This window comes from Gynuella sunshinyii YC6258, from assembly GCF_000940805.1.
Classification (GTDB): domain Bacteria; phylum Pseudomonadota; class Gammaproteobacteria; order Pseudomonadales; family Natronospirillaceae; genus Gynuella; species Gynuella sunshinyii.
Genome location: NZ_CP007142.1, coordinates 5,630,435 through 5,655,291 on the forward strand (window position 1 = coordinate 5,630,435; position 24,857 = coordinate 5,655,291).

The window sequence follows — 24,857 nt, forward strand, 5'->3', positions numbered from 1 at the left end:
AATTTGTTACCCTTTTACCCGTCTTTACGTAACACATTAGAATTTATGCCAGATTAAAAACTCAATATTTTTGTAACTTATTGATTTATAAAGTTTTTTTGTTTTTGGCACGGCTACTGCTATTGTCTTGGCGCAACAATGATAAACAAAGCCGGAAAACAAAAATAAAATCGGCCAGGAATAAAACATAGGCGCCCGTCACAAAAACAAGAATAAGGGCGCGCGTTTTTATTAAGATCCCCTCCTCTGATTATTTTCTCCACATTCTCAAATCACTACATTCTGTCTTCATACAAAATTTTATTTTTATTCTCTTTGGTACCAATTATTTCCCCTGCCCTATATCTAACTGCAAATGTCCTGCAGAAAAATCTGCAACTCATAAACAGCAGCAAATAAAAGCTATTCGACCCCCTAAAATGAACTGTTACGCAGTCAGGGAAAAACAGTAACAGGGATGGCACACAAGGTAACGAATCATCCTGACAGTCTCTGTACAAAAAATGTTCAAACATCCATAACTATATGTTTTAAAAGGATTTTTATTTTCTGGCACACCTTCTGCTCTCTATAAGACATACAGGAAACGTTCTCTATCCAAAAACAAAAAGAACAGCAGAACAAGTACTGGGGAGCTTCGCCTAAAAATAAAAATAAGAAGCTATGGACGCTGCTTAACAACAAGAATAATAAGCAGATGGGTCGCACTAGATACTGCTAAAAAGCCGACGAAAGTCGGCTTTGTCGTATTTGCATGACTGTATTTGAATAAACGCATTCCAAAAGTTCAATCTACTACGTTACACTTCTGCATGGATTAAGCTACGGAATTCACATTCTTGATTGACAGACTACTGAAAATATTTACCCGACCTGAGCCAAAGCTAGCGCTTGTCAGCGTACCCAGGGACCAACACACGATCTCCAGAAAAGATATCAGTCCAAATGCCCTTAAGGTTCTGTATCGGCTGAAAAACTCCGGCCATCAGGCTTATCTGGTGGGAGGCTGTGTCCGGGATCTGATGCTCGACAAAAAACCCAAGGACTTTGATGTCGCCACCGACGCCACGCCTGAAGAGGTTAAAATCCTGTTTAAAAACTCACGGGTGATCGGCAGGCGCTTCAAAATCGTCCATGTATCATTTGGCCGGGAAATTATTGAGGTAACCACCTTCCGGGCAGGCCACGATAGCGCAGAAAACCAGGAAGAACTTCATCCCAAACATGCAGTAGCCGCCAAGAGCGAACATGGCATGCTGGTACGTGACAATGTCTACGGCACCATGGAAGAAGACGCCCTGCGTCGGGATTTCACCGTTAATGCCTTTTATTACAGTGTCGAGGATTTTTCCCTCAAAGTGTTTAATCAGGGCATCACGGACATTCAATCCAAAACCTTGAGAATCATCGGCAACCCTGAAACCCGTTATCGCGAAGACCCCGTCAGAATGTTACGGGCGGCCCGGTTTGCTGCAAAACTGGAGTTTGAACTTGAACCTCAGACTGCCAGTAAAATCCCTGCTTTATCAGAGCTGCTACATAATGTGGCACCGGCACGGCTGTTTGATGAAACCCTGAAACTGTTCGTATCCGGCCATGCACTGGCTTCATTCCGAAAACTTGGGGAGCTTGGGCTGCTCAAAGCTCTGCTACCGGCAACAGAACTAAGTTTGCAACAGGATGAATCCGGTTTTTATACGCGCTTCATCGAGCATGCTCTGCTCAATACCGACCGACGGGTACTGCAGAGTAAACCCGTCACACCGGCCTTTTTATATGCCGCACTATTGTGGCCAGCCGTGAATGAGCAGTATCAACAACTCAAAAACACTGGCACACCTCCTTCGGTGGCTCTGCACAAAGCCAGCCAGCACGTCATCGGAGAACAAAACAAAACCACCGCCATTCCCAAGCGATTCTCGATTCCCATGCGTGAAATCTGGGAATTACAGTTACGGCTCCCCCGGAAACAGAGAGCCAGAGCACTGGCAGTGCTCGAACACCCCAGGTTTCGGGCGGCATACGATTTTCTGTTATTAAGAGAAGAAGCGGGAGAAACCACCGACGGTCTTGGTCAATGGTGGACAGAGTTTCAGCAATCCGACCCTGCAGCACAGGACATCATCAGCCAGAAACAGGTACCCATCAGAAAAGAACCCGGTAACAGCCGGCCACCCCGTCACCGCCGCAAGAGACCATCTTTCTGAATCCTGCCATGATGACCACCTGTTACATTGCATTGGGCAGCAACCTGGATGATCCAGCTGCCCAGATTGAAACTGCCTTTCAGGAACTGGACGCTACCGGGCACACTCGGCTGGAGGCTCGTTCCTCGCTATGGTCATCCAAACCACTCGGGCCCCAGGACCAACCGGATTACGTCAATGCCGTTTGTCAGATCAGTACCAGCCTTATGCCCGCACCCTTATTGGACTGGTTGCAAAGCATCGAGCGAACCCATCATCGCATCAAAACCCGACACTGGGGTGAGCGGACTCTGGATCTGGATATTCTTATTTATGGTGACCAGCAGATTCAGACAGAACGATTGACGATTCCTCATCCACAAATGACGTTGCGTAATTTTGTACTGTTACCGCTGGCAGAGATTGCTCCACAACTGATCATTGCCGGCGAGCCCGTCAGCAACCGAGCTGATTCGATCGATCAGGCGGGTATTTTCCGAATTAAATGATCCCCGACAGCTGCGCGCGCATTGACATCAGCGGGCGAGCTGACAACATAGGCGCTTTTTTAAAACCCGGGCAATTCCATGAAGAAACAGACGCTCACATCCCTCAACAAACTTGTGGCGGAAGGCGGTAAATTCACCTGTTTGACGTCTTATGACGCCACCATGGCCAGCCTGATCAACGCCGCCGGCGTGGAAAGTATTCTGGTTGGAGATTCTCTGGGCATGGTCATTCAGGGACACCAATCTACGCTGCCGGTCACCGTAGACGATATCATCTACCACACTCAGGCTGTTGCTCGTGCCAATTCAACGGCTTTCATTCTGAGCGACCTGCCGTTCATGTCTTATCAGAACACTGAGACTGCCTTGATCAATAGTGGCAAAGTGATGCAGGCCGGTGCTGAAATGATCAAACTGGAAGGTGGTGAATGGCTGACAGAAACGGTCTTCAGACTGGCTCAGAATGGCGTACCTACCTGCATACATATGGGCCTGACACCACAATCCGTCAATAAATTCGGTGGTTACCGGGTCCAGGGCCGGGGCGAAGATGCCAGCACCAGAATGCTTAATGATGCCAAAGCCATTGAAGAGGCGGGTGCGGATTTCCTGTTATTGGAATGCGTCCCCAGACCGCTGGCTCAGGCGATCACCGCACAGGCAGGCATTCCCGTCATCGGCATTGGTGCCGGACCGGATACTGATGCACAGGTACTGGTCAGCGCCGATATGTTGGGCATGAACCTTGGTCACAAAGCCAGATTTGTGAAAGATTACGTAGCTCTGACCGGCCACTTCGTGCCTGCCATCGAGTTATTCGTAAAAGAAGTCAAAGAAGGCCTTTATCCCGCTCCTGAACATTGGTTTGAATCATGAAAACAGTTGCCTCCATTACCGAACTGAGAGCACTCATTCGGGAATTTAAACGAGCCCACAAAACCATTGCGTTTGTCCCCACCATGGGAAACCTGCATTCCGGCCATATGCGGCTGGTCAAAACGGCAAGAGAAAAAGCCGATATCGTGGTCAGCTCGATCTTCGTCAACCCAACCCAGTTCGGTGAAAACGAAGACCTTGATGCCTACCCACGCACGCTCGAAGAAGACAAAAAGAAACTGATTGCTGAAGGCTGCGACCTGCTGTTTACCCCGAACAGCAAAGAAATGTATCCCTCCCCGGATCTCGTCCGGGTTATCACCAATCACATTTCCACCCTTCATTGCGGTGCTTCACGACCCATTCACTTTAATGGAGTCACCACCGTCGTTGCCAAATTCTTCAATCTGGTACAGCCCGACTATGCTGTCTTCGGACTGAAAGATTTTCAGCAGTTCACAATCATCAAAATGATGGTGGAAGAGCTGATGATGCCCATAGAAATGGTAGGGGTGGATACCGGACGTGCCGATGATGGACTGGCTCACAGCTCCCGTAACAATTATCTGACTGCTGATGAGCGCGAAGTTGCCCCGACGCTCTACCAAGTACTGCAGGATACCCGAAAAGCCATTTTAACCGGCGAACTGGATTGGTCGACCCTGATCAAACAGGCCAAGGTGCGACTGTCTGCGGCAGGCATGACACCAGACTATTTCAGCATCTGCCGGCAACATGACCTTGAACCGGCAAATACCGATGACCCTGATCTGGTGATTCTGGCCGCAGCTTATCTTGGCAAAGCCCGGTTGATCGACAACATTCACTTCAGCCAAAACAACATGCAGATAGCAGAAGAATAGATACAAATCTGTGACGGAAAGATCAATTGGCTTTGAAATGCAAATTGGTTCATACTCCGCCGCGCGTGATTTTGACAACCGCATGACCGGGCAGTGACAGTTCAATGATACTGACCGGTTGTGGGTTCATAAATTGCTGAGGGCGATAACGAAGGACCCGGGCAAACCATCACGGAGAACATGCGACAACGCCCCTGCTGTAACCTGACAAATTCTACCGATGGATGGGATCTGTATTCTGATCACCATTCTCAAGCCATAAAACCATAGTGTATTAGGGTTTATAACGATGTTACATTGTATGTTGAAAGCCAAATTACATCAGGCAAGAGTCACCCATTCCATGACAGATCAGGAAGGTGCTTGCGCGATTGATGGCAATCTGCTGGACATGGCCGGACTCAGGGAATATGAACAGGTACATATTTATAACCTGGAAAGTGGAAAGCGCTTTATCACCTATGTCGTTCGTGGTGAAGAAGGCAGTAATATTATTTCAGTCAACAGTGCCGATGCTCACAAAACCCGCGTGGGTGACCGCATTGTCATTTGTGCCTACGGCTACCTGAAAGATAAAGATCTGGATGGTTTCAAACCCAGAATGCTGTACCTGAACACCGACAATACCGTAAGCCACACCAGTAATTCCATTCCTGTTAAATCCTCCTGATCCGATACATCCGGGCATGATCTGAATCAGCGATGGGCGCAGTCATAACTCTTCAGACTGGTTCCCACCGCTGTTTTGTAATTTAATGACATCAGTTCACTTAGCAATCCAAGGAAAACAAGATGGCGTTAAATCAATCTCCGGCGTGGGATAACCTCGTCGCCCATCAAAAAACGGTCGCCCCCGTGCATCTCAAAGAGCTGTTCCAACAGGATGCAGAGCGCGGCAAACGATTCTCTCTGGAAGCTGCTGGAATCTTTCTGGATTATTCAAAGAACCGCATCACCTCTGAGACCATGGAACTGTTGCTGCAACTGGCACAACAGCAGGGAGTTCCACAACGGATCGAACAGATGTTCTCAGGAGCCTACATTAATGGTTCCGAGCATCGTCCGGTATTACACGTCGCTTTACGTAATCGCTCCAATCGTGCAATTACCGTTGATGGCAGCAATGTCATGGACGAGGTCAATGCCACACTGACGAAAATGCAGAAATTTATTCAAGCCGTCGACAGTGGCGAATTTGCTGGATACACCGGCAAGAAATTACGCACCATCGTCAACATCGGCATTGGCGGCTCTTTTCTCGGCCCCAAAGTTGTGTCAGACGCTCTGAAACCCTACTGGCAGGAAGGTTACGACCTCAAATACATCGCCAATATCGATGGCACCGATGTCGCAGAAACGGTGAAAGGTCTCGACCCTGAAACCACTCTGTTCGTAGTCTGCTCCAAATCCTTCGGCACCATTGAAACCCTTAAAAATGCCCAGGCCTGTCGACAGTGGTTCTATGATTGCGGCGGCAAACCGGAACACGTCAAGCATCACTTTATTGCGGTTTCGACCAACATTCCGGCGGCCACAGAATTCGGCATTGACGAAGCAAACATGTTCCCGATGTGGGACTGGGTCGGCGGACGCTACTCACTCTGGTCAGCCATCGGTCTGCCACAGGCCATAGTCCTCGGTTTTAATAACTTCGAAAAACTATTGTCCGGTGCTCATGCCATGGACGAACATTTCCGCACCGCGCCACTGGCCGAAAACCTGCCAGTCATTCTGGGTATGCTGGGTGTCTGGTATCACAACTTTTTTGGCGCGGAATCCCATGCAGTGCTGGCTTATGACGAATACCTCAAAGACCTGCCCAACCATCTGCAACAGGTGGACATGGAGTCAAACGGCAAATCCGTGACCGTTGATGGCACGGCTGTCAGCTGGCAGACCGGTCCGGTGATCTGGGGTGGCACCGGCACCAATGGTCAGCACGCTTATCATCAGCTGCTGCATCAAGGCACCCGTTTGATCCCGGCAGATTTCATCATGCCATTGAAAACCCACAATCCGGTAGCCGACCACCATGCCCAGTTGTTTGCCAATTACCTTGGTCAGCAACAAGCCATGCTGGAAGGCAAAACCTACGATGAGGTGCTCGCCGAACTCAAAGCCAAAGGTATTGATGATGCACGGGCCAAAGAAATTGCCCCGCATAAAATCATTCCTGGCAACAGACCCTGCAACAGTATTCTGCTTGAGAAGGCCACTCCCGAAACCGTAGGGGCCCTGATTGCCATGTACGAACACAAAGTCTGTGTTCAGGGTGCAGTCTGGGAAGTCAACTCCTTCGACCAATGGGGCGTGGAACTCGGCAAAGTACTCGGCAACGGAGTCTACTCGGCGCTGGAATCCGGCAACCTGGAAAACTACGACAGCTCCATTGCCCAATTGATTGAAAAATTCCGTTCAGCGCAGTAACACCCGTTACTGTCATCAACCCGCTAGAGAGTGCCTTTAGCGGGTTAACCCGCAAACCATTTCCTCAAACAAAACAATCCTTTATATTCCTCTGCTCTATGTAGTTGCCAGGATTACCGTCAGGACGATAAATGGACATTTCTTTGCAAGTCATTCAGAACCTCGCTCCCGATCAGGCCTCGTTAAATGCCGCCAAAAAACTGATCAAACCCGGAAAATGGCCTATGCGCGGAAAGTCTGCCGCAGTCCACAGCATTTGGGGACAGTGCCAGGGTTCAGGTGCCAATCCGTATTACACCATGGCCGATGTGGTCGATCATGGTTACAAGTGCACCTGCCCATCACGCAAGTTTCCCTGCAAACATGTTCTCGCTCTGCTCTGGCAGTTCGCCGAAGAAGCAGAGAAATTTACGGACGGCGAGCCGCCGGAATGGGTACAGGAGTGGCTCGGGCGTCGCCGTAAATCCGGTGCGGCCGCAACCGCCACTGACGACAAACCCACAGTCAGCAAAAATATTCATGCGGCCGATACTCCCGAGACCACTCTTTCAGCCGCCGAACAGGCCAAAAAAGAGGCCGATAAAATCCGCCGGGCTGAGCAGAACCGAACCAAAACCAACACTCTGATCACGGCCGGACTCGAAGAGTTTCAGCAATGGATAGACGATCAGCTCAGAACCGGCATAGCGGGCTTCCTGAAAGAAGCTTCGGCACGCTGTCGGAGAATTGCCGCACGACTGGTGGACGCCAAAGCCGCCGCACTGGCATCACGAGTCGATGAACTACCGGCAAAGCTTCGCCAACTTGAGAATGAACATCGCCCGGCAGCCGTCTTCAAAGAATTGGGACAATTGATTCTGTTATCTGAAGCCTGGCTGGCCGATCCCGAAGACGCCGATGCCCGCCGGGCAGTGGCCACGACCGAAACCCGGGAACAAGTGCTCGCACACAGTCAGACTCTGCGCCGACAGGGCCTGTGGGAAAACGTTGGTGAAAAAGTTGAAACCCGCCGCGACGGCCTGATCAGCCACAGCACCTGGCTGGTCAACATGGCAACGGATACTCCGGAATTCGCGCTACTTCAGGATTACTATCCAGCCTCTGCCGGCAAACGCGAAGTCGGTCTCGGCAACGGCATGCAACTAAAAGGAGAGCTGGCGTACTATCCCAGCCGTTTGCCACTTCGGGCTTTCGCGGTTGAATACCAGATTCAAACCCGGGTGGATGATCAGCCCTGGCCGGTTTCCAATACCGATGTGTGGACTCACTATCAGCGCAGTCTGATCCAGCTGCCGTGGCAGGAACAATGTCCGTATCTGCTGGGTAAAGGTCGTGTTCTCGCCGATGCCGAAGGTCGTTACTGGTGGTGCAGTCTGACCGACGACAACCGCCTGCCACTGCTCAATCATTCGCTGCCGTCATTGCTACCAGGTGCCCTGTTGCAGGCCGCTTTCATCACCTGGAACGGCCGCCACGCTGAGTTGTTCAATGTACACAGCGAACAATGGGGACGATTATCATGCTGACCGAAACGCAACTGCGCGAAGAACAGCTGCGCATCGAGCAATTACAGCAACGCTGGATGGTAGGCAGTAACAGCCCGGTGAGTCTGGAAGATCTGCCCTCCGACTGGCAGCCGCTGTGCCAAGGCATGGCCGCTGAACGCCTGTCCATCATCGCTCTGGCACTGGCCAGCCAACACCAGGAAATACTCTATCAAGATCACCACAGCACGCCGTTGCGATCACGTTCACCACTGCCGGTATTGTCATTACCGGTACTGCCGGAACGCCTGCGCCCCTGGTTCAGGCAGGCCCTGGAAAGCATTCATAAACGTACCCAGATTGGTCACAGTGCGCTGATGCACCTGTTGAGTCAGCGAGGTTATGTTGCCCATCCGGCCGACTGGTTATTGTCTGAAAGTGATGGCGATCTGCCCGACGTCTATCTGCCCTGGCAGCAATGGGTCAGTCAGACCGACGCAGCAATAGCAGAACCAAACACCCTGACCATCGAAAACTGGGATGATTGGTTTCCGGCTCCACGTCTACAGCAACTGAAACAGCTGCGCCGAACAGATCCGGATGCCGCCCGGACATTACTGGAAAGCTGCATCAATCGGGAACCGGCGGACAAACGGCTCAAGCTCACCGAGGTACTGGCCATCCGCCTGACAGCTGCCGACAGCACATTCCTGCAGTCTCTGCTCCAGGATCGCTCCGGAAAAGTTTCGGCACTGGCTACCCAGTTACTGGTCAGACTCGGACATTATCCGGCAGATGACCAGAACCGAAGTCAGCTCACCGAAGAGCTGGCCTCTACTCTGGAGCTGAAAAAAGCCGGCCTGATCCGGAAACGCCTGCATCTGTCCAGCAAACCGCTGAACAATAAGACCCGCCAGGCTATTCGCACTCAACAGCTTGAAACCGTGATTCTGGTGGAACTGGCCGCAACCCTCGATATCAGCATCACGCAACTGCTCGACAGCTGGCAGTTTTCCCAGCATCGCTCCAGCGACAACCAGGCATTTGTCACCAACGCCGTCAATACCCTGGCCGATGACCTGCTGCCGCCACTGCTGGACAATCTCATGAGTTACCTCGCGGGTGAACCGGAGGAATTGTGGTTATTAAGGTTATTGGTTCCACGACTGTCAGCACCGCAGCGTCATGACATTCTTCAGACCTTGATCAAACAAAAAGGCACCGGACTGGAGTTTCACAGCTGTCTGGCATTTCTGTCGGAACCACTGACCACCCTGAACTGGCAAACATTAACCAGCACCAATGCCTGGAAAACCTTACAGGAAAGCATCAAAACCCAATTGACCGACAGCCGTTACCTTGATGATCCGCTGATCGACCGCGAACTGGTCGCCCTGGGACTCATGTTACCAGCTGAGCTGGCTGCACAGGTTCTCCAGCATCTCTGGCAGACCGGCGTGCAGCAGGCGGATCCCGTCACCGACCTATTAAAATTAAATGCAGAATTAAGGACATCATTATGAGCAATGTACTTCGCCAGGCCGTTGAGCTGACTTACCAGGCAGAACTGGATGCACTGAAAGCCGAGGATCACGGCCACAAACCGGCCAACTGGAGCCTGTCTCCACGTGCGGTGGTGACGTATCTCATGGGAGGTAAAACCGCCGATGGAACCGACATCAGCGCCAAATATATCGGCCATCGCCGGCTGATCGAAACAGCGGTTGCCACCCTCGCCACCGACCGGGCATTGTTACTGCTCGGCGTACCCGGCACTGCAAAGTCGTGGGTTTCCGAGCATCTGGCCGCCGCCATTTGCGGCGACAGCACCCGCGTCATCCAATGTACTGCCGGTACCGATGAAAACCAGATCCGCTATGGCTGGAACTATGCCCAGCTGCTGGCGCACGGTCCAAGCCGCGAGGCACTGGTACCAACACCGCTGTTCCGTGCCATGGAGTCCGGCACATTATGCCGGCTGGAAGAACTGACCCGTATGGGATCAGATGTTCAGGACACCCTGATCACCGTATTGTCTGAAAAAATGCTGCCGATTCCCGAACTGAACGATGTCGTCTATGCCCAGCGCGGTTTCAACATTATTGCCACGGCCAACAATCGTGACAAAGGCGTGAATGAACTGTCATCAGCACTGAAACGCCGCTTCAACGTCGTGGTGCTGCCATTGCCGGACGACTTCAACGAGGAAGTGGAAATCATTGCCCGCCGGGTCGCTGAAATGGGCTCCAGTCTGGAGCTGCCGGTGCCAGCCAACGCCCGCGACGAAATCGAAAAAGTGGTGACGATCTTTCGTGAATTGCGCGGCGGCGAAACCCTGGATGGCAAAGTGGCGCTGAAAACCCCTACCGGCAATCTCTCCACGGCGGAAGCCATTGCCGTCATGGTGGGCGGGCTCAGTCAGGCCAGCTGGTTCGGCGATGGCCGTTTCAGCGCTTTGGATATCAGCAGCAATCTGATCGGCGCGATTGTGAAAGACCCGGTGCAGGACAAAGCCGTGTTAGAGGAGTACCTGGAGACGGTGCTGAAAAAGAGACGCGAATTTGCCGATTACTATCACACCATCAATGACGTGTTATAAGGACTCCGCACGTGTCCAAGTCTGACATTCACTATCTTGGCATCCGTCATCACGGGCCGGGTTCTGCCAAACGGTTGGTCGCCGCGCTGGACACCCTGCGCCCGACCCAGCTGTTGATCGAAGGTCCGGCGGACTGCTCGGAACTGATGAGCATGCTGGCAGATTCCGGCATGCAACCACCGGTAGCGCTGCTGGCCTATGCGGCCGACAATCCCGAGCACAGTATTTATTATCCGTTCGCAGAATTTTCACCGGAGTACCAGGCCAGCTGTTGGGCCATGCGGCATCAGGCGGAGTTGCACCTCATCGATATTCCGGTTGGTATTCAACTGGCCGGTAACAAATCTGATGAAACAGAGGATGGCGATGAAAGCAGCGAAACCGATGAATCGGATGAATCGGCCAGCCCCTCAAATGACGATCACCCGCAACTGTTTGAAGACCCCATTGCGGTTCTGGCCCGACTATCAGGCTATCAGGACAGTGAAGCCTGGTGGAATGATCTGATCGAACAGAACCACGATGACGACCTGGCCATTTTCGATACCGTCGCACAGGCCATGGCAGCACTACGGGAAAGCATCACGGAGGAACATCCCTCACATTCCAGAGACCTGGTTCGTGAGGCCTATATGCGTCGTGAAATCAGCCGTTTGAGCACAACCACCGAAGGTCCGACGGTGGTTGTTTGTGGTGCCTGGCATGTACCGGCCTTGCAGGCCCAGCACAGCAGTAAAGATGATCGCGCCCTGATTGCCACTCTGGCCAGGAAACTGCCGGCCAGCAAACTGAAAAGCACCTGGATACCCTGGACATCTCCACGCCTGGCACAGCGCTCAGGTTACGGCGCCGGCGTCGCCTCCCCCATGTGGTACCAACATTTATGGGACCAGCGCGAGAACAGTCAGGCTCTCGAATACTGGCTGACCCATGTGACCCAGGCTCTACGCAACAGCGGCCAGGTCATTTCCAGTGCTTCGGTCATCGAAGCTGTCCGCCTGAGCCACAGCCTGGCAACGGTACGCAATCGTCCGTCACCGGGGTTCGAGGAGATACGGGAAGCCGTGATCGCCTGTCTGTGTTTCGGCGAATCATTGATCTGGAATCAGCTCGAAACGCAGTTGCTGCTTGGGCACGCAGTCGGCAGTATTCCCGAACATGCGCCACTGGCTCCGCTCCTGGAAGATCTGCAAAAACAGCAAAAACGACACAAATTAAAGGCCGAAGCACTGGATCGGGAACTGTCATTGGATCTGCGCTCGGAAGCCGGCCTGGGAAAATCAATCCTGTTGCACCGGTTGAATATTCTCAATGTTCCATGGGGCCGAATCACCGATGCCGGCGGCAGTCGCGGCACCTTCCGGGAACGCTGGCAGCTCAGCTGGCAACCTGAGTTTGCCATCCAACTGGTGGAGAATCTGGTGTATGGCAGCACCATAGAACAGGCCGCCGGCAATCGTCTTTCCGAAGTACTGGCGTCAGAACATAATCTGACGCAACTGGCGGAAACCACTCAACTGGCATTGGAAGCCCAGCTGAACAACGCCGCCGAAACCGGCCTGGTACAACTGGAACAGCGTGCCGCACATACCAGTGATGCCCTCGAATTACTGGAGAGTATTGCCCCGCTGGTGCAGATCCATCGTTATGGCAGCGCCCGGGAGTTATCACTCCAGCATGTCGGGGCATTGATTGACCGGCTGGCCATCCAGGCAGCTCTGGCGTTGCCCTATGCTTGTCGCAACCTGAATGATGACGAAGCCGGTCACCTCTGTCGCAGCATCACCAAAGCGCATCAGGCGCTGCAACTGGCCGAACTCGACAGCGAACTGATGGCGCAGTGGTGGCACAGCCTGCAACAAGTGATCGAGCAGCACAGTTCCAGCATGCAAGTGGCCGGCCTGTGCTGTCGACTACTCTATCAGGCCGGACATCTGGCCGCCGAGGTATTACAAACCCAACTCGGTAAAGCCCTGTCACCCGCTGTGGCAACCGCTGAAGCCGCGCGTTTTTTCGATGGTTTTTTTACCGATGCGGTACAGCGACTGTTGTACGACACTGTATTGATGACGGCCGTGGAGCAATGGTTACTACAACTACAGGAACAGGAGTTTATCGAACACCTGCCACTGTTCCGGCGCGTATTTGCGGCCCTGGATGCCAGTGAACGCAAACGCCTGCTCGACAGCATCAACCGTGACCACAGCCATGCTCAATCCACCCGTCAGATACGCACTGAGGCGCTGGCAAGCTGGCCGGAGCAATTGCAGCGATTGGGCAAACTGATTCAGAGAGACAAGACATGGCACCAGTAGATCCAACCACACAACCTTCAACCGATATCGACAAAGAACGGCGCTGGCGACTGGTACTGGGAGCTGATGACAATGATCAGAGCAGTGCATTGTCTGCCGACGACAAACGCCTGTCGAAAGCGTTGAATGCACTTTACGACCACGATGCCCACAAAGGCCGTGGCAGCCTGTCGCGTTCGGCACCGAAAGTCTCCAGCTGGCTTGGCGATATCCGGGAGTTTTTTCCAGCCTCGGTGGTGCAGGTTATCCAGCGCGATGCATTCGAACGCCTGGGCCTGAAAAACATGCTGCTGGAGCCTGAGTTCCTGGCAGCCATGGAAGCGGATGTACATCTCGTGGCAGATCTGATCAGCCTGCGAACCATCATGCCGGAGCAAACCATAGAAACCGCCCGGCAGGTGATCAAACAGGTGGTCGATGAATTAATGGCACGGCTGGAGCAAAAAACCGCCGAAGCCATTCGCGGCGCAGTCAACAAATCCAAACGCAGCTTTCGCCCCCGTTTTGCCGATATCGACTGGCCCCGGACCATTCAGGCAAACCTGCGCCATTATCAACAGAACTTCAAAACCGTGGTGCCGGAAAAGCTGATCGGTTACCAGCGTCAGAGCCGTCGTATCGTTGATCTCGACGAAGTCATTCTCTGTGTCGACCAGTCCGGTTCAATGGCTTCCTCGGTGGTTTACAGTTCTATTTTCGCCGCCGTCATGGCGTCGATTCCGGCAGTCAAAACCCGACTGATCTGCTTCGATACCGCCGTGCTGGATCTGACCGATGAACTGGCAGACCCGGTCAGCGTGTTGTTTGGCGTGCAGCTCGGCGGTGGCACGGACATCGATCAGGCCATCGGTTACTGTGAAACCAAAATCGAACGACCGGGGAAAACCCACCTGATTCTCATCAGCGACCTCTACGAAGGCGGCAATGCTGACAACCTGAAAAGCCGGATCGCCAACCTGATCCGTCAGGATGTCAATGTCATCACCCTGCTGGCACTCAATGACGATGGCCGTCCATCCTATGACGCGGAAATGGCCGCTCATTTTGCCGCACTCGGATCACCGGTCTTTGCCTGTACGCCAGATCAATTCCCTGACCTCATGGCAACCGCTCTGAAGCGTGAGGATATTCTAAGCTGGGCAGCAGATCAGGATATCAAGGCCATTCGGGCAGACAGTGCGGGTTGATCGTGTGACGGTGAGCGTTTTTGATTTCAATATGAGTGGAGAACGGCATCGGGAAGTTGCTGACGATGCCGCCGGACGAATAGCCTGCTAACCAAAAAATCAGGCTGAGACTTATCAGCCTGAGATAAAAATTATGATCCTGACAAAAATGATTTTCATGAATCCGCTTATCGTGCCCGCCACTTCTTCCAGATGGGCGTCTGAGTCACCAGAACCAACACAATGATGCTCAACAGCACAATGGATAACGGACTTTTCAGCAGCTCCTGAAAAAAACCTCCCAAATCCCCTCGTTCAGAAAGAATGGCCCGACGCCAGTTTTCATCCATCAGACGGCTGAGTATCACCCCAAGGATCACCGGACCCACCTGATAGCCATATATCTTCATGAAATAACCTAAAATACCGAATCCCAGCATCCACCAGACATCCACTATAGAAGTATTAATGGAGTAAGCACCGACAATGGACAGTAAAAAAATAAGTGGAATCAGTATGCCTTTTGGACACTCGACAATCCTGGAAAACAGCTTAATACCCGTAAGACCGAAGATCAGCACGAACACATTGGCCAGTGTCAGATTGCCGACTGTAAACCAGAACATTTCCGGTTTTTCAGTCAACAATAACGGCCCGGGATTCAGACCATGAATAAACAGTGCACCGATAAACACCGCCGTCACTGCATCGCCTGGAATGCCAAGCGTCAACATAGGAATGTAAGCACCGCCGACAGCGGCATTGTTTGCGGACTCAGGTGCGACCAATCCTTCTTTGGCCCCCTGACCAAATGGCACTTTGGGGTTCTTGGTGACACGCTTGGCATGGTCATACGCCATCAACGCGGCAATATCACCGCCGGTGCCCGGCAGCGCACCAATAATCACTCCCAATAGCGAAGACTGAGCACTCAGTGGCAGGTACTTTTTTACATCGGCCCATGAAGGCAGAATCTTAGCTAACTTCTGTTTGATAACCGGTCGATCAAGATGATGCAACTGCATCAATGCTTCCGAGACACCAAACAATCCGATCATCACTGCAATCGGGTTAATACCATTCCAAAGATCGACGACACCAAAGGTAAAACGTTCTTCAGCCGTCAGCGGGTCCAGGCCGACAGTCCCTAACAACATACCAAAAGCACCGGCAAAAATACCCTTCGCGAGACTGTTTCCGGATAATGATCCGACCAGCATAATGCCCAATATGCCGAGCATCATATAATCACGCGGCTGAAAGGTCAGTGCGAACTCACTGACAAATGGCGCTGCGATGGCCAGGACAAATATGCCAATAAAACCACCGATGACCGACATGATCGTTGATAACCCAATCGCCTGACCGGCTTCGCCCTTCTTGGCGAGCGGATAACCGTCCAGCGCGGTTGCAATGGCAGAAGGGGCTCCTGGAATATTCAGCAATATGGCAGTGCGGGCACCACCATAAACACCTCCCATATAGATGCCAACCATCAAACACAGAGCATTATTGACATCCCATGAGAAGGTAAAAGAAATCAGTATGGACACCGCCATCGTGACGGAGAGACCGGGTATGGCACCTATGTAGATACCCAGAAACGTCCCAAGCGCCGTTAATAACAATAACTGTGGAGACACCCAGGTGATGGCAAAATAATGCATCGCTTCCAGCATGTACTAACTCCCTACAGACACAAACAGTTGTTCAAACCAGGCGATAATCGCACGCTCCGGTATCCACCCCTCTGGCAGAATAACCTTAAAAACCAGCCTGAAAACAACGTAAATAATGATCAGGGAAAATATCGAAATCACCAGAGACCGGCCAAAACCAACGCCATTCAAGCCGGCAATGGTCAGAGTCAGAAACACCAGAGCAGTTACCAGAAATCCGACAGATTCAAGCACCACGGAGAAGACCAGCATACAACCAATCACCGCGGCAACAGTACGGGGTATGATCCAATCGAAAAATCGGGTCAGGGATATTTCTCCTTTCGGGCGTTGCAGGTTATGAATGCAAAAGACACAACTTGATACCACCATTATGGCAGAGGCTGCCATTGGAAACGCGCCTGGAGAACTCAACGAAGAAAAGCCGGAGATAGCATAGGATTGCCAGAGAAGTAACAGGCTGAGAGCCAGTAGAAAAAAACCAAAAACAATTTCTCCTGGTTTGGTGACAGGTTGGTCAGACATAAATATACCTATGATTTATGGATTCTCTGAGAAAGACGGTCCTGGCGCTGATCGATATTATCGATACCTTTACCCTGGCATAAATGATTGCCATGTTAATCTCATTCAGATATCAGAATGACAGGCGGTCGTTTTTGTTCTTCTAAATACCCGATATATCCTTACATCGAAAACAAAACGACACCCGTCATGAAGTCCGGATGCCGGATAACCATATCCCTATAAGCTCGAATGCAGCATCCTTGCTCAACACAGAGTTAATTCGGACGCTTGATACCAAATTTTTCAGGTGATTCTTTGGCAAATCCTGCGTCGTACACCAGCCACGAGGATACAGAACGATAGTTCTCCAGAAACTGTTTCGCTTCGTCACCACTGATGTTCATCACAGTAAAGCCCCGTTTCTCCATCAGTTCCAGGAATTCAGGAGATTGAGCCCCGGCATGATAGGCTGCGGTGAGCTTTTCGACTGCCTCAGCTGGGGTACCGGATTTAACAAAGATACCGAAAAATGGTCCCCAGGGCAGGTATTCGGCAAACCCCGGGTATTCCGCAGTTATCGGAGCAACACCAGGCAGTAATTGATTCTCCTTGGTATCAATCAGGCTGATGACTTTAATTCTGCCTGCCTTGATATGCTCAATCGCAGCACCCAGAACGGCAGGCATGACATCAATGGCATGCCCTTGCAGTGCAGTCAATGCCGGTCCGTCTCCATCATAGGGAACAGTCGTCAGATCCAGCTTGATTTGAGAGCCGAGCATCGCCAGTACAATTGAGGGTAAACCACCAGGACCGGTGGATCCGGTTTTAACATCACCGGGATGAGCCTGAGCATAGGCAACCAGTTCACTGAGATTATTGAACGGCGCATCATTGTTCGCCACCAGAATAGGCACGCCCCGGGCAAGGACATTAATGGGCACCATATCGCTGTAATCTATATTCGCCAACCCCAGGACTTTATACATCTGAGGATTCTCAGCCCCCATTAACAGGGTGTAGCCATCGGCTCTTTTGCTGTATACAAATTTGGTTGCGATGGCCCCAACACCACCGGTCTTATTGGTCATGATGATATCTTTACCCAGCACCTTTTCTGCATAAGGTGTCACTGAACGCATCACCGTATCGGTCGACCCGCCAGCCCCCCACTGGATAACACCCTGAATATCCTTGTTGGGATATTCTGCCAACGTCAGGCTGGAGCACAGAGCAGAGAATGAGAGTAGTGATCCTATAATTATTTTTTTCATGATTATTTCTCCTCGGGAGTTTTTGACTGCACGGACAGAGACTCGATCACAATCAACAACTTAATTTTGTTAGTCTGCGAATATGGCCTGCTCTTTAGTGAGCTGCAATCATATATTTTTTATACCGGATTTGGAGCCGTTTTTTTATCTTTATAACATTATCAGTGGATTGATCGTAGAAAACACTTGTATGGTTCACACACCACAACATAACCACAAAAGCCGGGAAATTAGCCCTCGCACCGCAAATCCGACGTTAAAACCCACAACGGAATTTGTCTGAACAGACAGCTGAGTGAACGACTGACATGAAAACACAGCAAATTGCATCCGATTGACATCTTCACCGGCATCGCATCTGGCTAAGGAGAACCGTACTGGAAAACCTGCCTGGTTAAATCCGGGTCACCCTCAGAAGAAGCCAGGGGAACGCTGACAAGTGCAGTTCCCAGCCCGGAAATTGCCCGTTACCACCGCCAGGTCAATAACATGTTGAATAAAATCAACCATAGCAATCAAACCGGTCAACATCGCAACATCTTCATCTGCCCCTTCATTAAGGGTCATCACCAGGCCAGACTCGTGCCGATGACCCAATGTTCAGGCAAGTCATCCAGGACTATCGATACCCCATTGATGCCTTCACGCTGCTCAGTGCAGCACGAACAGCTCTCCAACGGGCAATCAACATCGCCAGGAAAATCAGACTGCATCCTAACAGTTGCAGGCCGCTCATCTGATCATTCAGCCACCAGGCTGCCAATATGGCTGTCCAGACAGGCTCCAGCGTCATGATAATCGCAGCATGGCTGGCAGGTGCCATGCCCTGGGCACGGATCTGGATGAAGAACCGCAGGCTGGTTGCGATCAGGACACTGGCCAGCAACCATAACCAGATATTCAACGGCTGACTCAGTTGCCAGTCTTCAAAAAATGCGGAGACCAACAGCGACACCCCACCAGTCAACAACAGCTGAATCGTCGTCAGTGCCATCGTCGGCATCCCGGCGGAAGCATGACTCAAAAGGATAAAACTGACGGAAAAAAAAGCCGCAGCGGCCAGGAAACAGAGCTCTCCAAGTCCCATAACAAACTCACTGTCGAGAGACAGGCAGGCCATTCCGGCAGCCACCACCGGTAAAGACAACCAGGCCGGCAAGGTTGGCCGCTCGCCGAAGAACAATCCGAATACCGGCACCAACACCACCCCAAGGCTGTTCAGAAACGCCCCGACACCAATATGCTCGGCAAAGTGTAATCCCATGACCCAGAACATCATGGCAACGGCAAATAAGCTCCCGGCCATCATGCCCGCCCGCCATTGTTTTCTGGAAAGCATTCGCAAAGAGCCATACCCGCCAACAACCAGCAATACCAGCGCAGCGCTTAAAAACCGCAACCCCATAAACAGTAAGGGTGAAAAACCTTCGAGAGCGGATTTGGAAAACATCCAGCCAAATGCGGCAACAATGGTCGTAACGACCAGCAATACATCGGCTTTAAGATGGTCGGACGATGACATGATAAATATCCTTGAACAACAGCGTGACACAATAGCGTGAAGGGAGAGAAGCCGAACTGTATACGGCCGGGATATTGTCGCACCTAATTCACCGAAATACACAGCCAAATCTCGCGATTAAGAGAATGACCGGAAGAACTGTCGGTCAGAAAAATTTCCAGGGACGGCTCGCCCGAAGCAATTGCCAATGAATAAAAAATTCACCCCATAACAGGCCGAACATGACAGAACATCAGCATCAGTTTTTCACTCATTACCTGAAGACAAATATTAATTTAGTGATTTCTGATATTTAGAATTATTTCAACAACATGACCATGATCCACAAACTCACGTGATCCAGTTCTTTGGTTTTGTAATGTTTTTTTTTATCAATTTAAAACAAAATGTAAACGAGTGGCTTTTGCCTTGAAAGCCTCTACTCATATCACCATTTCGCGCGCATCCTTCTTTTCTTATTTCTTTAGTTACCAGGTTTCCTGGTTTTTTTTTAAAACATTCTTAACCCTTTTTTCACTCACTCCGGTGAGTATTGGTATATACCCTGAAGATAGGAGGAAGCATGCTCGACGTCAGCAATTTGACCCGCCGTTACGGTAGTTTTGTGGCGGTCGATAAAGTCAATTTCAGTATTGGCAAAGGTGAAATCATTGGTCTGCTCGGACACAATGGTGCCGGTAAAACAACCATTATGAAAATGCTCAGTGGCTATCTCGAGCCAAATGAAGGTAGCATTACTGTCGACGGCATGGATCTCGCTACCGATACCAAAAAAATTCAAAGATTGTTAGGTTACTTACCAGAAAATCTGCCGATCTATCCGGAAATGACCGTGGCCGATTATCTCGATTATGCCGCTGAACTCAAAGGCATTAAGGGACAGGAAAAAATATCGGAAATCAAACGCGCCATCACTGCCACGGACATCGGCGAAAAACTGCTTGCGCCGATTGCAACATTATCCCGGGGTTTTAAACAACGGGTTGGCGTGGCTCAGGCCATTCTTGGCAAACCCAAAATCCTGATCCTGGATGAACCCACCAACGGTCTCGATCCCACTCAAACCGATCACATGCGTCAATTGATTAAAAGTATCGCTCTGGATGCAACGGTTATTCTGTCCACTCACATCATGCAGGAAGTGGATGCAATATGTGACCGGGTCCTGATCGTACGCAACGGTCAGCTAATCATCGATGAGCGTCTGGAAGAACTGCGTAATAACCATCAATTACGGGTAGTGAGTTCACTTTCTCCGCCGCAGGCCGGACGCCTGTTCGAGCTGATCGATGGTATCGAAAATGTTGAAAACATCGCCTCCGAAGCCGATCCTCAGCGTTATCACTATCGCCTGAGGCTTGCTACCGGGGCAGTTCAGACAAATGTCTGCGCCAATATTGCCAGACAGATCATCAGCGAGGATGCAGAGTTGTTTCAGCTGCAGCCTGAGCAACGCGACCTGGAAACATTGTTCCGTGAAGTCAGCCAACATACTCAGCAGGAGAATCTGAACGATGCAGCCTGACCAACAAGCCCTGCCCACCATTCGTCGGATTGCGGCCAAAGAAGTTACCCTGTTTTTCGCTTCCCCCATCGCCTATCTGTTCCTGGCGACATTTGCTGCAGTCACATTGTTTATATTCTTCTGGGGAGAATCATTTTTCGCCCGCAACATCGCTGATGTGCGCCCAATGTTTGAGTGGATGCCAGTACTGCTGATCTTTCTGGCCAGCACTCTGACGATGCGTCTGTGGAGTGAGGAACGACGCACCGGCACGCTCGAATATGTGCTGACCCAACCGGTACCACTGTGGCATTTTGTTGTGGGTAAATTTGCCGGTTGTCTGCTGTTACTGTTGATTGCTCTGATCATTACCCTGCCGCTACCCATTACTGTCTCTGTAATTGGTGATCTCGATTGGGGTCCGGTATGGGCCGGGTATCTGGCCACATTCCTGCTGGGTGCAGCTTATCTGAGTATTGGCTTGTTTGTGTCCGCCCGCAGTGACAACCAAATTGTCAGCCTGATAACCGCAACCGCTGTCAGCGGGTTCTTCTATGTGCTTGGTTCCAACACCATTACCGATTTCTTTGGCAATGATGCCGGTGAATGGCTCCGCCTGCTTGGTACGGGTTCGCGGTTTGATTCCATTACCAGGGGTGTCATCGATCTTCGTGACCTGTACTACTACGTCAGTATCATTGCAGTATTTTTGACCCTGAATACGTTCATGCTGGAAAGAGAACGCTGGGCCAGCCAAAAACGCAACCCTCAGCACAAGCTCTGGAGTACCGTAACGGTATTACTGCTGATCAATGCTCTGGGCGCTAATTTCTGGCTCGGTCAGATCAACGCATTGCGGCTGGACACGACTGCCGGTAAACAATATTCCATTTCCAGCGCAACCCAGAATTATCTGAATCAGCTCCAGGAACCATTGCTGATTCGTGGCTATTTCAGCAGTAAAACCCATCCTCTGCTGGCGCCACTGGTACCGCAATTGCGTGATCTGTTGAAAGAATATGAAGTGGCAGGCCATGGCAACGTTAAAGTCGAATTCGTTGACCCGGCAACCAATCCGGAGGAAGAGAAAGAAGCCAACGAGCAATACGGCATTCAACCTGTCCCATTCCAGGTGGCGGACCGCTATCAATCGGCCATTGTCAGCTCCTATTTCAATGTGCTGGTGCAATATGGTAACGAACACGAAGTGCTGGGATTTCGCGATCTGATTGAAGTCAGTGCCCGTTCTGAAGCGGATCTGGATGTCCAGTTACGCAACCCGGAACATGACATCACCAGTGCAATCAAAAAAGTGATGCAGAGTTATCAGGCCGGTGGCAATTTATTCGATACTGTCAAAGACCCGATCAAGTTCACGGCATATATTTCCGCCGACTCAAGCCTGCCGAACGAGCTGCTGGATTTCCGTAAGGTCGTCACTCAGTCCATTACTGACATGGCTAAAAAATCCAATGGCCGGTTGAGCATTGATTTTGTGAACCCGGATGCCAATGGCGGTGCTGTTGGTCAGCAGATCGCTGAACAATATGGATTCAAACCCATGACCACCAACCTGTTGAGTAACGATCGTTTCTATTTCTATCTGACTCTGGCACAGGGCGATCAGGTCGTGCAGATTCCTCTGGGTGATATGAAGAAAGAAGGATTCCAGCGCGATCTTGAATCCGGCATCAAACGTTTTGCCAGTGGCTTTACCAAAACCGTTGCTCTGGTCACTCCCAGCGGCGGCGCCAATCCGTATAACCCATATGGTGGAGCATCCGGTCCTCAGTTCAATCAATTGCAGCAGTTCCTCGGATCTGACCTGAAAGTGGAAAAAGAGGATCTGAGTGACGGCAGCGTTTCCGGTCAGGCAGACATTCTGTTCCTGGCAGCCCCCAAGGAACTCGATGATACTCAGCTGTTTGCCGTGGATCAGTTCTTAATGAAGGGTGGCACAGTGATACTGGCAACATCGCCGTATGAGGCAGATTTCGGTAACCGTTCCATGACTCTTCAGAAGCACAAAAGCGGTTTGGAAAACTGGCTCAAACACAATGGCCTGAGCATTGATGATCAAGTGGTACTGGATCCTCAAAACTCGGCATTTCCGATTCCGGTAACCCGCAATGTCAGCGGCTTCCAATTACAGGAAATCCGGATGATGGATTACCCGTATTTTATCGATATCCGCCCGGATGGTATGAACAGTAACAATCCGATTGTGTCTGATCTGCCTCAGGTCACCATGAACTGGGCTTCTCCGATTACTGTCAGCAAAGACAATCAGGGGGACCGGAAAATTACCGAACTGTTGCACAGCTCGGCCGAATCCTGGCTCTCTTCGTCAACGGATATTCTGCCCAAAGTGACCGCTCAGGGCGTATCCGGTTTCAGTCCGGAAGGTAATACCGGCTCTCATCTGCTCGGTGTCATCAGCAGTGGTCGTTTTGAATCCTATTTTGCCGGTCAGGATTCACCTCTGTTAACAAAAGCGGACAGTGCCCAGGACAAACAGGATAGCGGCAAAACCGATACTGAAGATAAACAACCGACGATCACCAGTGTGATCGACCATTCACCGCAGTCGGCTCGCATCATTCTGTTCAGTTCCAATGATTTTCTACGTGACCAGGTCATCCAGCTGGCGGATTCGGCCAACCGCACCAAGTATCTGAATACTTTGCAACTGGCAGCCAACACTGTTGACTGGTCAGTAGAAGATGCCGGCCTGTTAAGCATACGGTCGCGTAGCCACTTCAACCGTACATTGCCACCAATGGAGCATAACAACCAACTGTTCTGGGAATATCTCAACTACGCGCTGGCAGCTCTGGCCCTGGTCGTAATTGCGGTGGTTCAGAAACAACGAAAAAAATCCCGTGAACGCCGTTATCTTCATCTATTAGCACAATAACAGGAGGCATCATGAAGAAATTTCAAACCTGGCTCGCCGGCCTGTTGGTCGTGCAGATTGCACTGGCAGGAGGCTTGTTCTGGAATAGCCAAAACAGACATTCGGGCAACCAGCCACAACCACTGCTCAGCTTTCAAAGCAAGGAAATTGATAAGGCGGTGATTAGCGGTGAAGACAAAAACGTCACCCTGAAGAAAGTGTCTGGCGAGTGGCAACTGGCAGATAATGCGCTGCCGGCAGACAGTCAAAAAGTGATCGAACAACTCAGTAAACTGGAGCAGCTCAAAACCGGTTGGCCGGTTGCAACGAGCAAGTCCAGCCACGAACGGTTTGAAGTGGCCAAGGACAAGTTTCAGCGCCATATTGAGTTGTTTAAAGGTGATCAAAAGGTTGCCGAGCTTTACCTGGGCAGTTCACCGGGCTTTAAACAGATCAATATCCGTCGCCCGGATGATGACAAGGTTTACAGCGCAACTATGGCCAGTTATGAGTTCCCAGTGGATGACGAAGGCTGGCTGGATCGCTCATTACTGGCCGCCAGTGATATCTCCGATATAAAAGGTAGCGATTACGCGTTGTCCAAAAAAGACAAGCAGTGGCAATTGACCGAAACCGATGGTCAGAATACCGAACCCGCCGACCACCAAAAGGCTGAAGATCTGGCAACGGCTCTCAGTAACCTGAAGGTACTGTCGATATTGGAAAACAAGGATGAAGCGCCGGATCAGCCGGCCACCGAGTTAACGGTTTCCAGCGGTGACAAACAATGGGTGTACCGGTTCAGTCAGCGTAACGACAATTACTATGTGTCACGTGATGACCGGGATGCAGTATTTAAGATCAGCAAACCCATTTATGATTCGATTGTGGAAGTCAAAGAACCACAACTGGCAGGTCAGGAAAGCCACAGTGACGATGCTAAAACAGATAACAACAGTCAGAGTTAACGGTTAACAATGGTGCAAAAAAGGCCGGCAACATGCTGGCCTTTTTATTTTGAAAGCATCAATGAACGCCGACATAATGCTG

19 protein-coding genes are annotated in these 24,857 nt (G+C 51.1%); 14 read left to right on the forward strand and 5 right to left on the reverse strand.

Annotated elements, in window-relative coordinates:
• Positions 1–839 precede the first annotated feature (839 nt).
• The 11 genes from pcnB (at position 840) to YC6258_RS23470 (ending at position 14,446) form a co-directional block, all read left to right on the forward strand.
• Positions 840–2,207: a polynucleotide adenylyltransferase PcnB gene (pcnB, locus tag YC6258_RS23420; protein ID WP_044619032.1), complete on the forward strand. Its 1,368-nt coding sequence runs from the start codon at positions 840–842 to the stop codon at positions 2,205–2,207.
• A gap of 8 nt (positions 2,208–2,215) precedes the next feature.
• A complete protein-coding gene (folK, locus tag YC6258_RS23425) occupies positions 2,216–2,695 on the forward strand; it encodes a 2-amino-4-hydroxy-6-hydroxymethyldihydropteridine diphosphokinase (protein WP_342670613.1) in 480 nt (159 codons plus the stop codon).
• 78 nt (positions 2,696–2,773) lie between these two features.
• On the forward strand, positions 2,774–3,571 hold the full coding sequence (panB, locus tag YC6258_RS23430) for a 3-methyl-2-oxobutanoate hydroxymethyltransferase (RefSeq protein WP_044619033.1): 798 nt from the start codon (positions 2,774–2,776) through the stop codon (positions 3,569–3,571).
• Positions 3,568–4,434 (forward strand): pantoate--beta-alanine ligase, encoded by an 867-nt coding sequence (panC, locus tag YC6258_RS23435; RefSeq protein ID WP_044619034.1) that lies wholly within the window; start codon positions 3,568–3,570, stop codon positions 4,432–4,434. Before panB ends, panC begins: the two co-directional genes overlap by 4 nt.
• Before the next feature lie 289 nt (positions 4,435–4,723).
• Positions 4,724–5,104, forward strand: a complete 381-nt coding sequence (panD, locus tag YC6258_RS23440; protein WP_044619035.1) for an aspartate 1-decarboxylase — start codon at positions 4,724–4,726, stop codon at positions 5,102–5,104.
• A 122-nt stretch (positions 5,105–5,226) separates the two neighbouring features.
• Positions 5,227–6,861, forward strand: coding sequence for a glucose-6-phosphate isomerase (gene pgi, locus YC6258_RS23445; RefSeq protein ID WP_044619036.1), 1,635 nt, complete (start codon positions 5,227–5,229; stop codon positions 6,859–6,861).
• Between the two features lie 131 nt (positions 6,862–6,992).
• The gene (locus YC6258_RS23450) at positions 6,993–8,387 is read left to right on the forward strand and encodes an SWIM zinc finger family protein (protein WP_052830536.1); all 1,395 of its coding nucleotides are present in this window, start codon (positions 6,993–6,995) and stop codon (positions 8,385–8,387) included.
• Positions 8,381–9,868: a DUF5691 domain-containing protein gene (locus tag YC6258_RS23455; RefSeq protein WP_044619037.1), complete on the forward strand. Its 1,488-nt coding sequence runs from the start codon at positions 8,381–8,383 to the stop codon at positions 9,866–9,868. The genes YC6258_RS23450 and YC6258_RS23455 overlap by 7 nt, the downstream gene beginning before the upstream one ends.
• Positions 9,865–10,944: an ATP-binding protein gene (locus YC6258_RS23460; RefSeq protein WP_044619038.1), complete on the forward strand. Its 1,080-nt coding sequence runs from the start codon at positions 9,865–9,867 to the stop codon at positions 10,942–10,944. The genes YC6258_RS23455 and YC6258_RS23460 overlap by 4 nt, the downstream gene beginning before the upstream one ends.
• 11 nt (positions 10,945–10,955) lie before the next feature.
• On the forward strand, positions 10,956–13,259 hold the full coding sequence (locus YC6258_RS23465; RefSeq protein WP_044619039.1) for a DUF5682 family protein: 2,304 nt from the start codon (positions 10,956–10,958) through the stop codon (positions 13,257–13,259).
• Positions 13,247–14,446, forward strand: coding sequence for a VWA domain-containing protein (locus tag YC6258_RS23470; protein ID WP_044619040.1), 1,200 nt, complete (start codon positions 13,247–13,249; stop codon positions 14,444–14,446). The genes YC6258_RS23465 and YC6258_RS23470 overlap by 13 nt, the downstream gene beginning before the upstream one ends.
• Before the next feature lie 167 nt (positions 14,447–14,613).
• On the opposite strand, the gene YC6258_RS23475 is transcribed toward YC6258_RS23470, so the two are convergent.
• From YC6258_RS23475 to YC6258_RS23495, 5 genes are all read right to left on the reverse strand, one after another.
• The gene (locus tag YC6258_RS23475) at positions 14,614–16,104 is read right to left on the reverse strand and encodes a tripartite tricarboxylate transporter permease (RefSeq protein WP_044619041.1); all 1,491 of its coding nucleotides are present in this window, start codon (positions 16,102–16,104) and stop codon (positions 14,614–14,616) included.
• Positions 16,105–16,107: 3 nt separating this feature from the next.
• Positions 16,108–16,629 carry a tripartite tricarboxylate transporter TctB family protein gene (locus tag YC6258_RS23480; protein ID WP_044619042.1) on the reverse strand — a complete coding sequence of 174 codons (522 nt, stop codon included), beginning with the start codon at positions 16,627–16,629 and terminating at the stop codon, positions 16,108–16,110.
• Between the two features lie 257 nt (positions 16,630–16,886).
• Positions 16,887–17,885 carry a tripartite tricarboxylate transporter substrate binding protein gene (locus tag YC6258_RS23485; RefSeq protein WP_044619043.1) on the reverse strand — a complete coding sequence of 333 codons (999 nt, stop codon included), beginning with the start codon at positions 17,883–17,885 and terminating at the stop codon, positions 16,887–16,889.
• Positions 17,886–18,296: 411 nt separating this feature from the next.
• The gene (locus YC6258_RS30430; RefSeq protein ID WP_169749020.1) at positions 18,297–18,452 is read right to left on the reverse strand and encodes a hypothetical protein; all 156 of its coding nucleotides are present in this window, start codon (positions 18,450–18,452) and stop codon (positions 18,297–18,299) included.
• A gap of 52 nt (positions 18,453–18,504) precedes the next feature.
• A complete protein-coding gene (locus YC6258_RS23495) occupies positions 18,505–19,407 on the reverse strand; it encodes a DMT family transporter (RefSeq protein WP_044619045.1) in 903 nt (300 codons plus the stop codon).
• A gap of 562 nt (positions 19,408–19,969) precedes the next feature.
• On the opposite strand from YC6258_RS23495, the gene YC6258_RS23500 reads away from it, so the two are divergent.
• Genes YC6258_RS23500 through YC6258_RS23510 form a run of 3 tightly spaced genes read left to right on the forward strand, consistent with a single transcriptional unit; the run spans position 19,970 to position 24,775 of the window.
• On the forward strand, positions 19,970–20,932 hold the full coding sequence (locus YC6258_RS23500) for an ABC transporter ATP-binding protein (protein WP_044619046.1): 963 nt from the start codon (positions 19,970–19,972) through the stop codon (positions 20,930–20,932).
• Positions 20,922–23,828 (forward strand): Gldg family protein, encoded by a 2,907-nt coding sequence (locus YC6258_RS23505; RefSeq protein WP_211264578.1) that lies wholly within the window; start codon positions 20,922–20,924, stop codon positions 23,826–23,828. Before YC6258_RS23500 ends, YC6258_RS23505 begins: the two co-directional genes overlap by 11 nt.
• Positions 23,829–23,839: 11 nt before the next feature.
• Entirely contained in the window at positions 23,840–24,775 is a 936-nt protein-coding gene (locus YC6258_RS23510) for a DUF4340 domain-containing protein (protein ID WP_044619047.1), read from the forward strand.
• Positions 24,776–24,857 lie beyond the last annotated feature (82 nt).

Coding starts and splice junctions, on each gene's coding strand:
- folK (WP_342670613.1), top strand. CDS start 2,216: ATGATGACCACCTGTTACATTGCATTGGGCAGCAACCTGGATGATCCA.
- panB (WP_044619033.1), top strand. CDS start 2,774: ATGAAGAAACAGACGCTCACATCCCTCAACAAACTTGTGGCGGAAGGC.
- panC (WP_044619034.1), top strand. CDS start 3,568: ATGAAAACAGTTGCCTCCATTACCGAACTGAGAGCACTCATTCGGGAA.
- panD (WP_044619035.1), top strand. CDS start 4,724: ATGTTACATTGTATGTTGAAAGCCAAATTACATCAGGCAAGAGTCACC.
- pgi (WP_044619036.1), top strand. CDS start 5,227: ATGGCGTTAAATCAATCTCCGGCGTGGGATAACCTCGTCGCCCATCAA.
- YC6258_RS23450 (WP_052830536.1), top strand. CDS start 6,993: ATGGACATTTCTTTGCAAGTCATTCAGAACCTCGCTCCCGATCAGGCC.
- YC6258_RS23455 (WP_044619037.1), top strand. CDS start 8,381: ATGCTGACCGAAACGCAACTGCGCGAAGAACAGCTGCGCATCGAGCAA.
- YC6258_RS23460 (WP_044619038.1), top strand. CDS start 9,865: ATGAGCAATGTACTTCGCCAGGCCGTTGAGCTGACTTACCAGGCAGAA.
- YC6258_RS23470 (WP_044619040.1), top strand. CDS start 13,247: ATGGCACCAGTAGATCCAACCACACAACCTTCAACCGATATCGACAAA.
- YC6258_RS23475 (WP_044619041.1), bottom strand. CDS start 16,104: ATGCTGGAAGCGATGCATTATTTTGCCATCACCTGGGTGTCTCCACAG.
- YC6258_RS23480 (WP_044619042.1), bottom strand. CDS start 16,629: ATGTCTGACCAACCTGTCACCAAACCAGGAGAAATTGTTTTTGGTTTT.
- YC6258_RS23485 (WP_044619043.1), bottom strand. CDS start 17,885: ATGAAAAAAATAATTATAGGATCACTACTCTCATTCTCTGCTCTGTGC.
- YC6258_RS30430 (WP_169749020.1), bottom strand. CDS start 18,452: ATGACCCTTAATGAAGGGGCAGATGAAGATGTTGCGATGTTGACCGGT.
- YC6258_RS23495 (WP_044619045.1), bottom strand. CDS start 19,407: ATGTCATCGTCCGACCATCTTAAAGCCGATGTATTGCTGGTCGTTACG.
- YC6258_RS23500 (WP_044619046.1), top strand. CDS start 19,970: ATGCTCGACGTCAGCAATTTGACCCGCCGTTACGGTAGTTTTGTGGCG.
- YC6258_RS23505 (WP_211264578.1), top strand. CDS start 20,922: ATGCAGCCTGACCAACAAGCCCTGCCCACCATTCGTCGGATTGCGGCC.
- YC6258_RS23510 (WP_044619047.1), top strand. CDS start 23,840: ATGAAGAAATTTCAAACCTGGCTCGCCGGCCTGTTGGTCGTGCAGATT.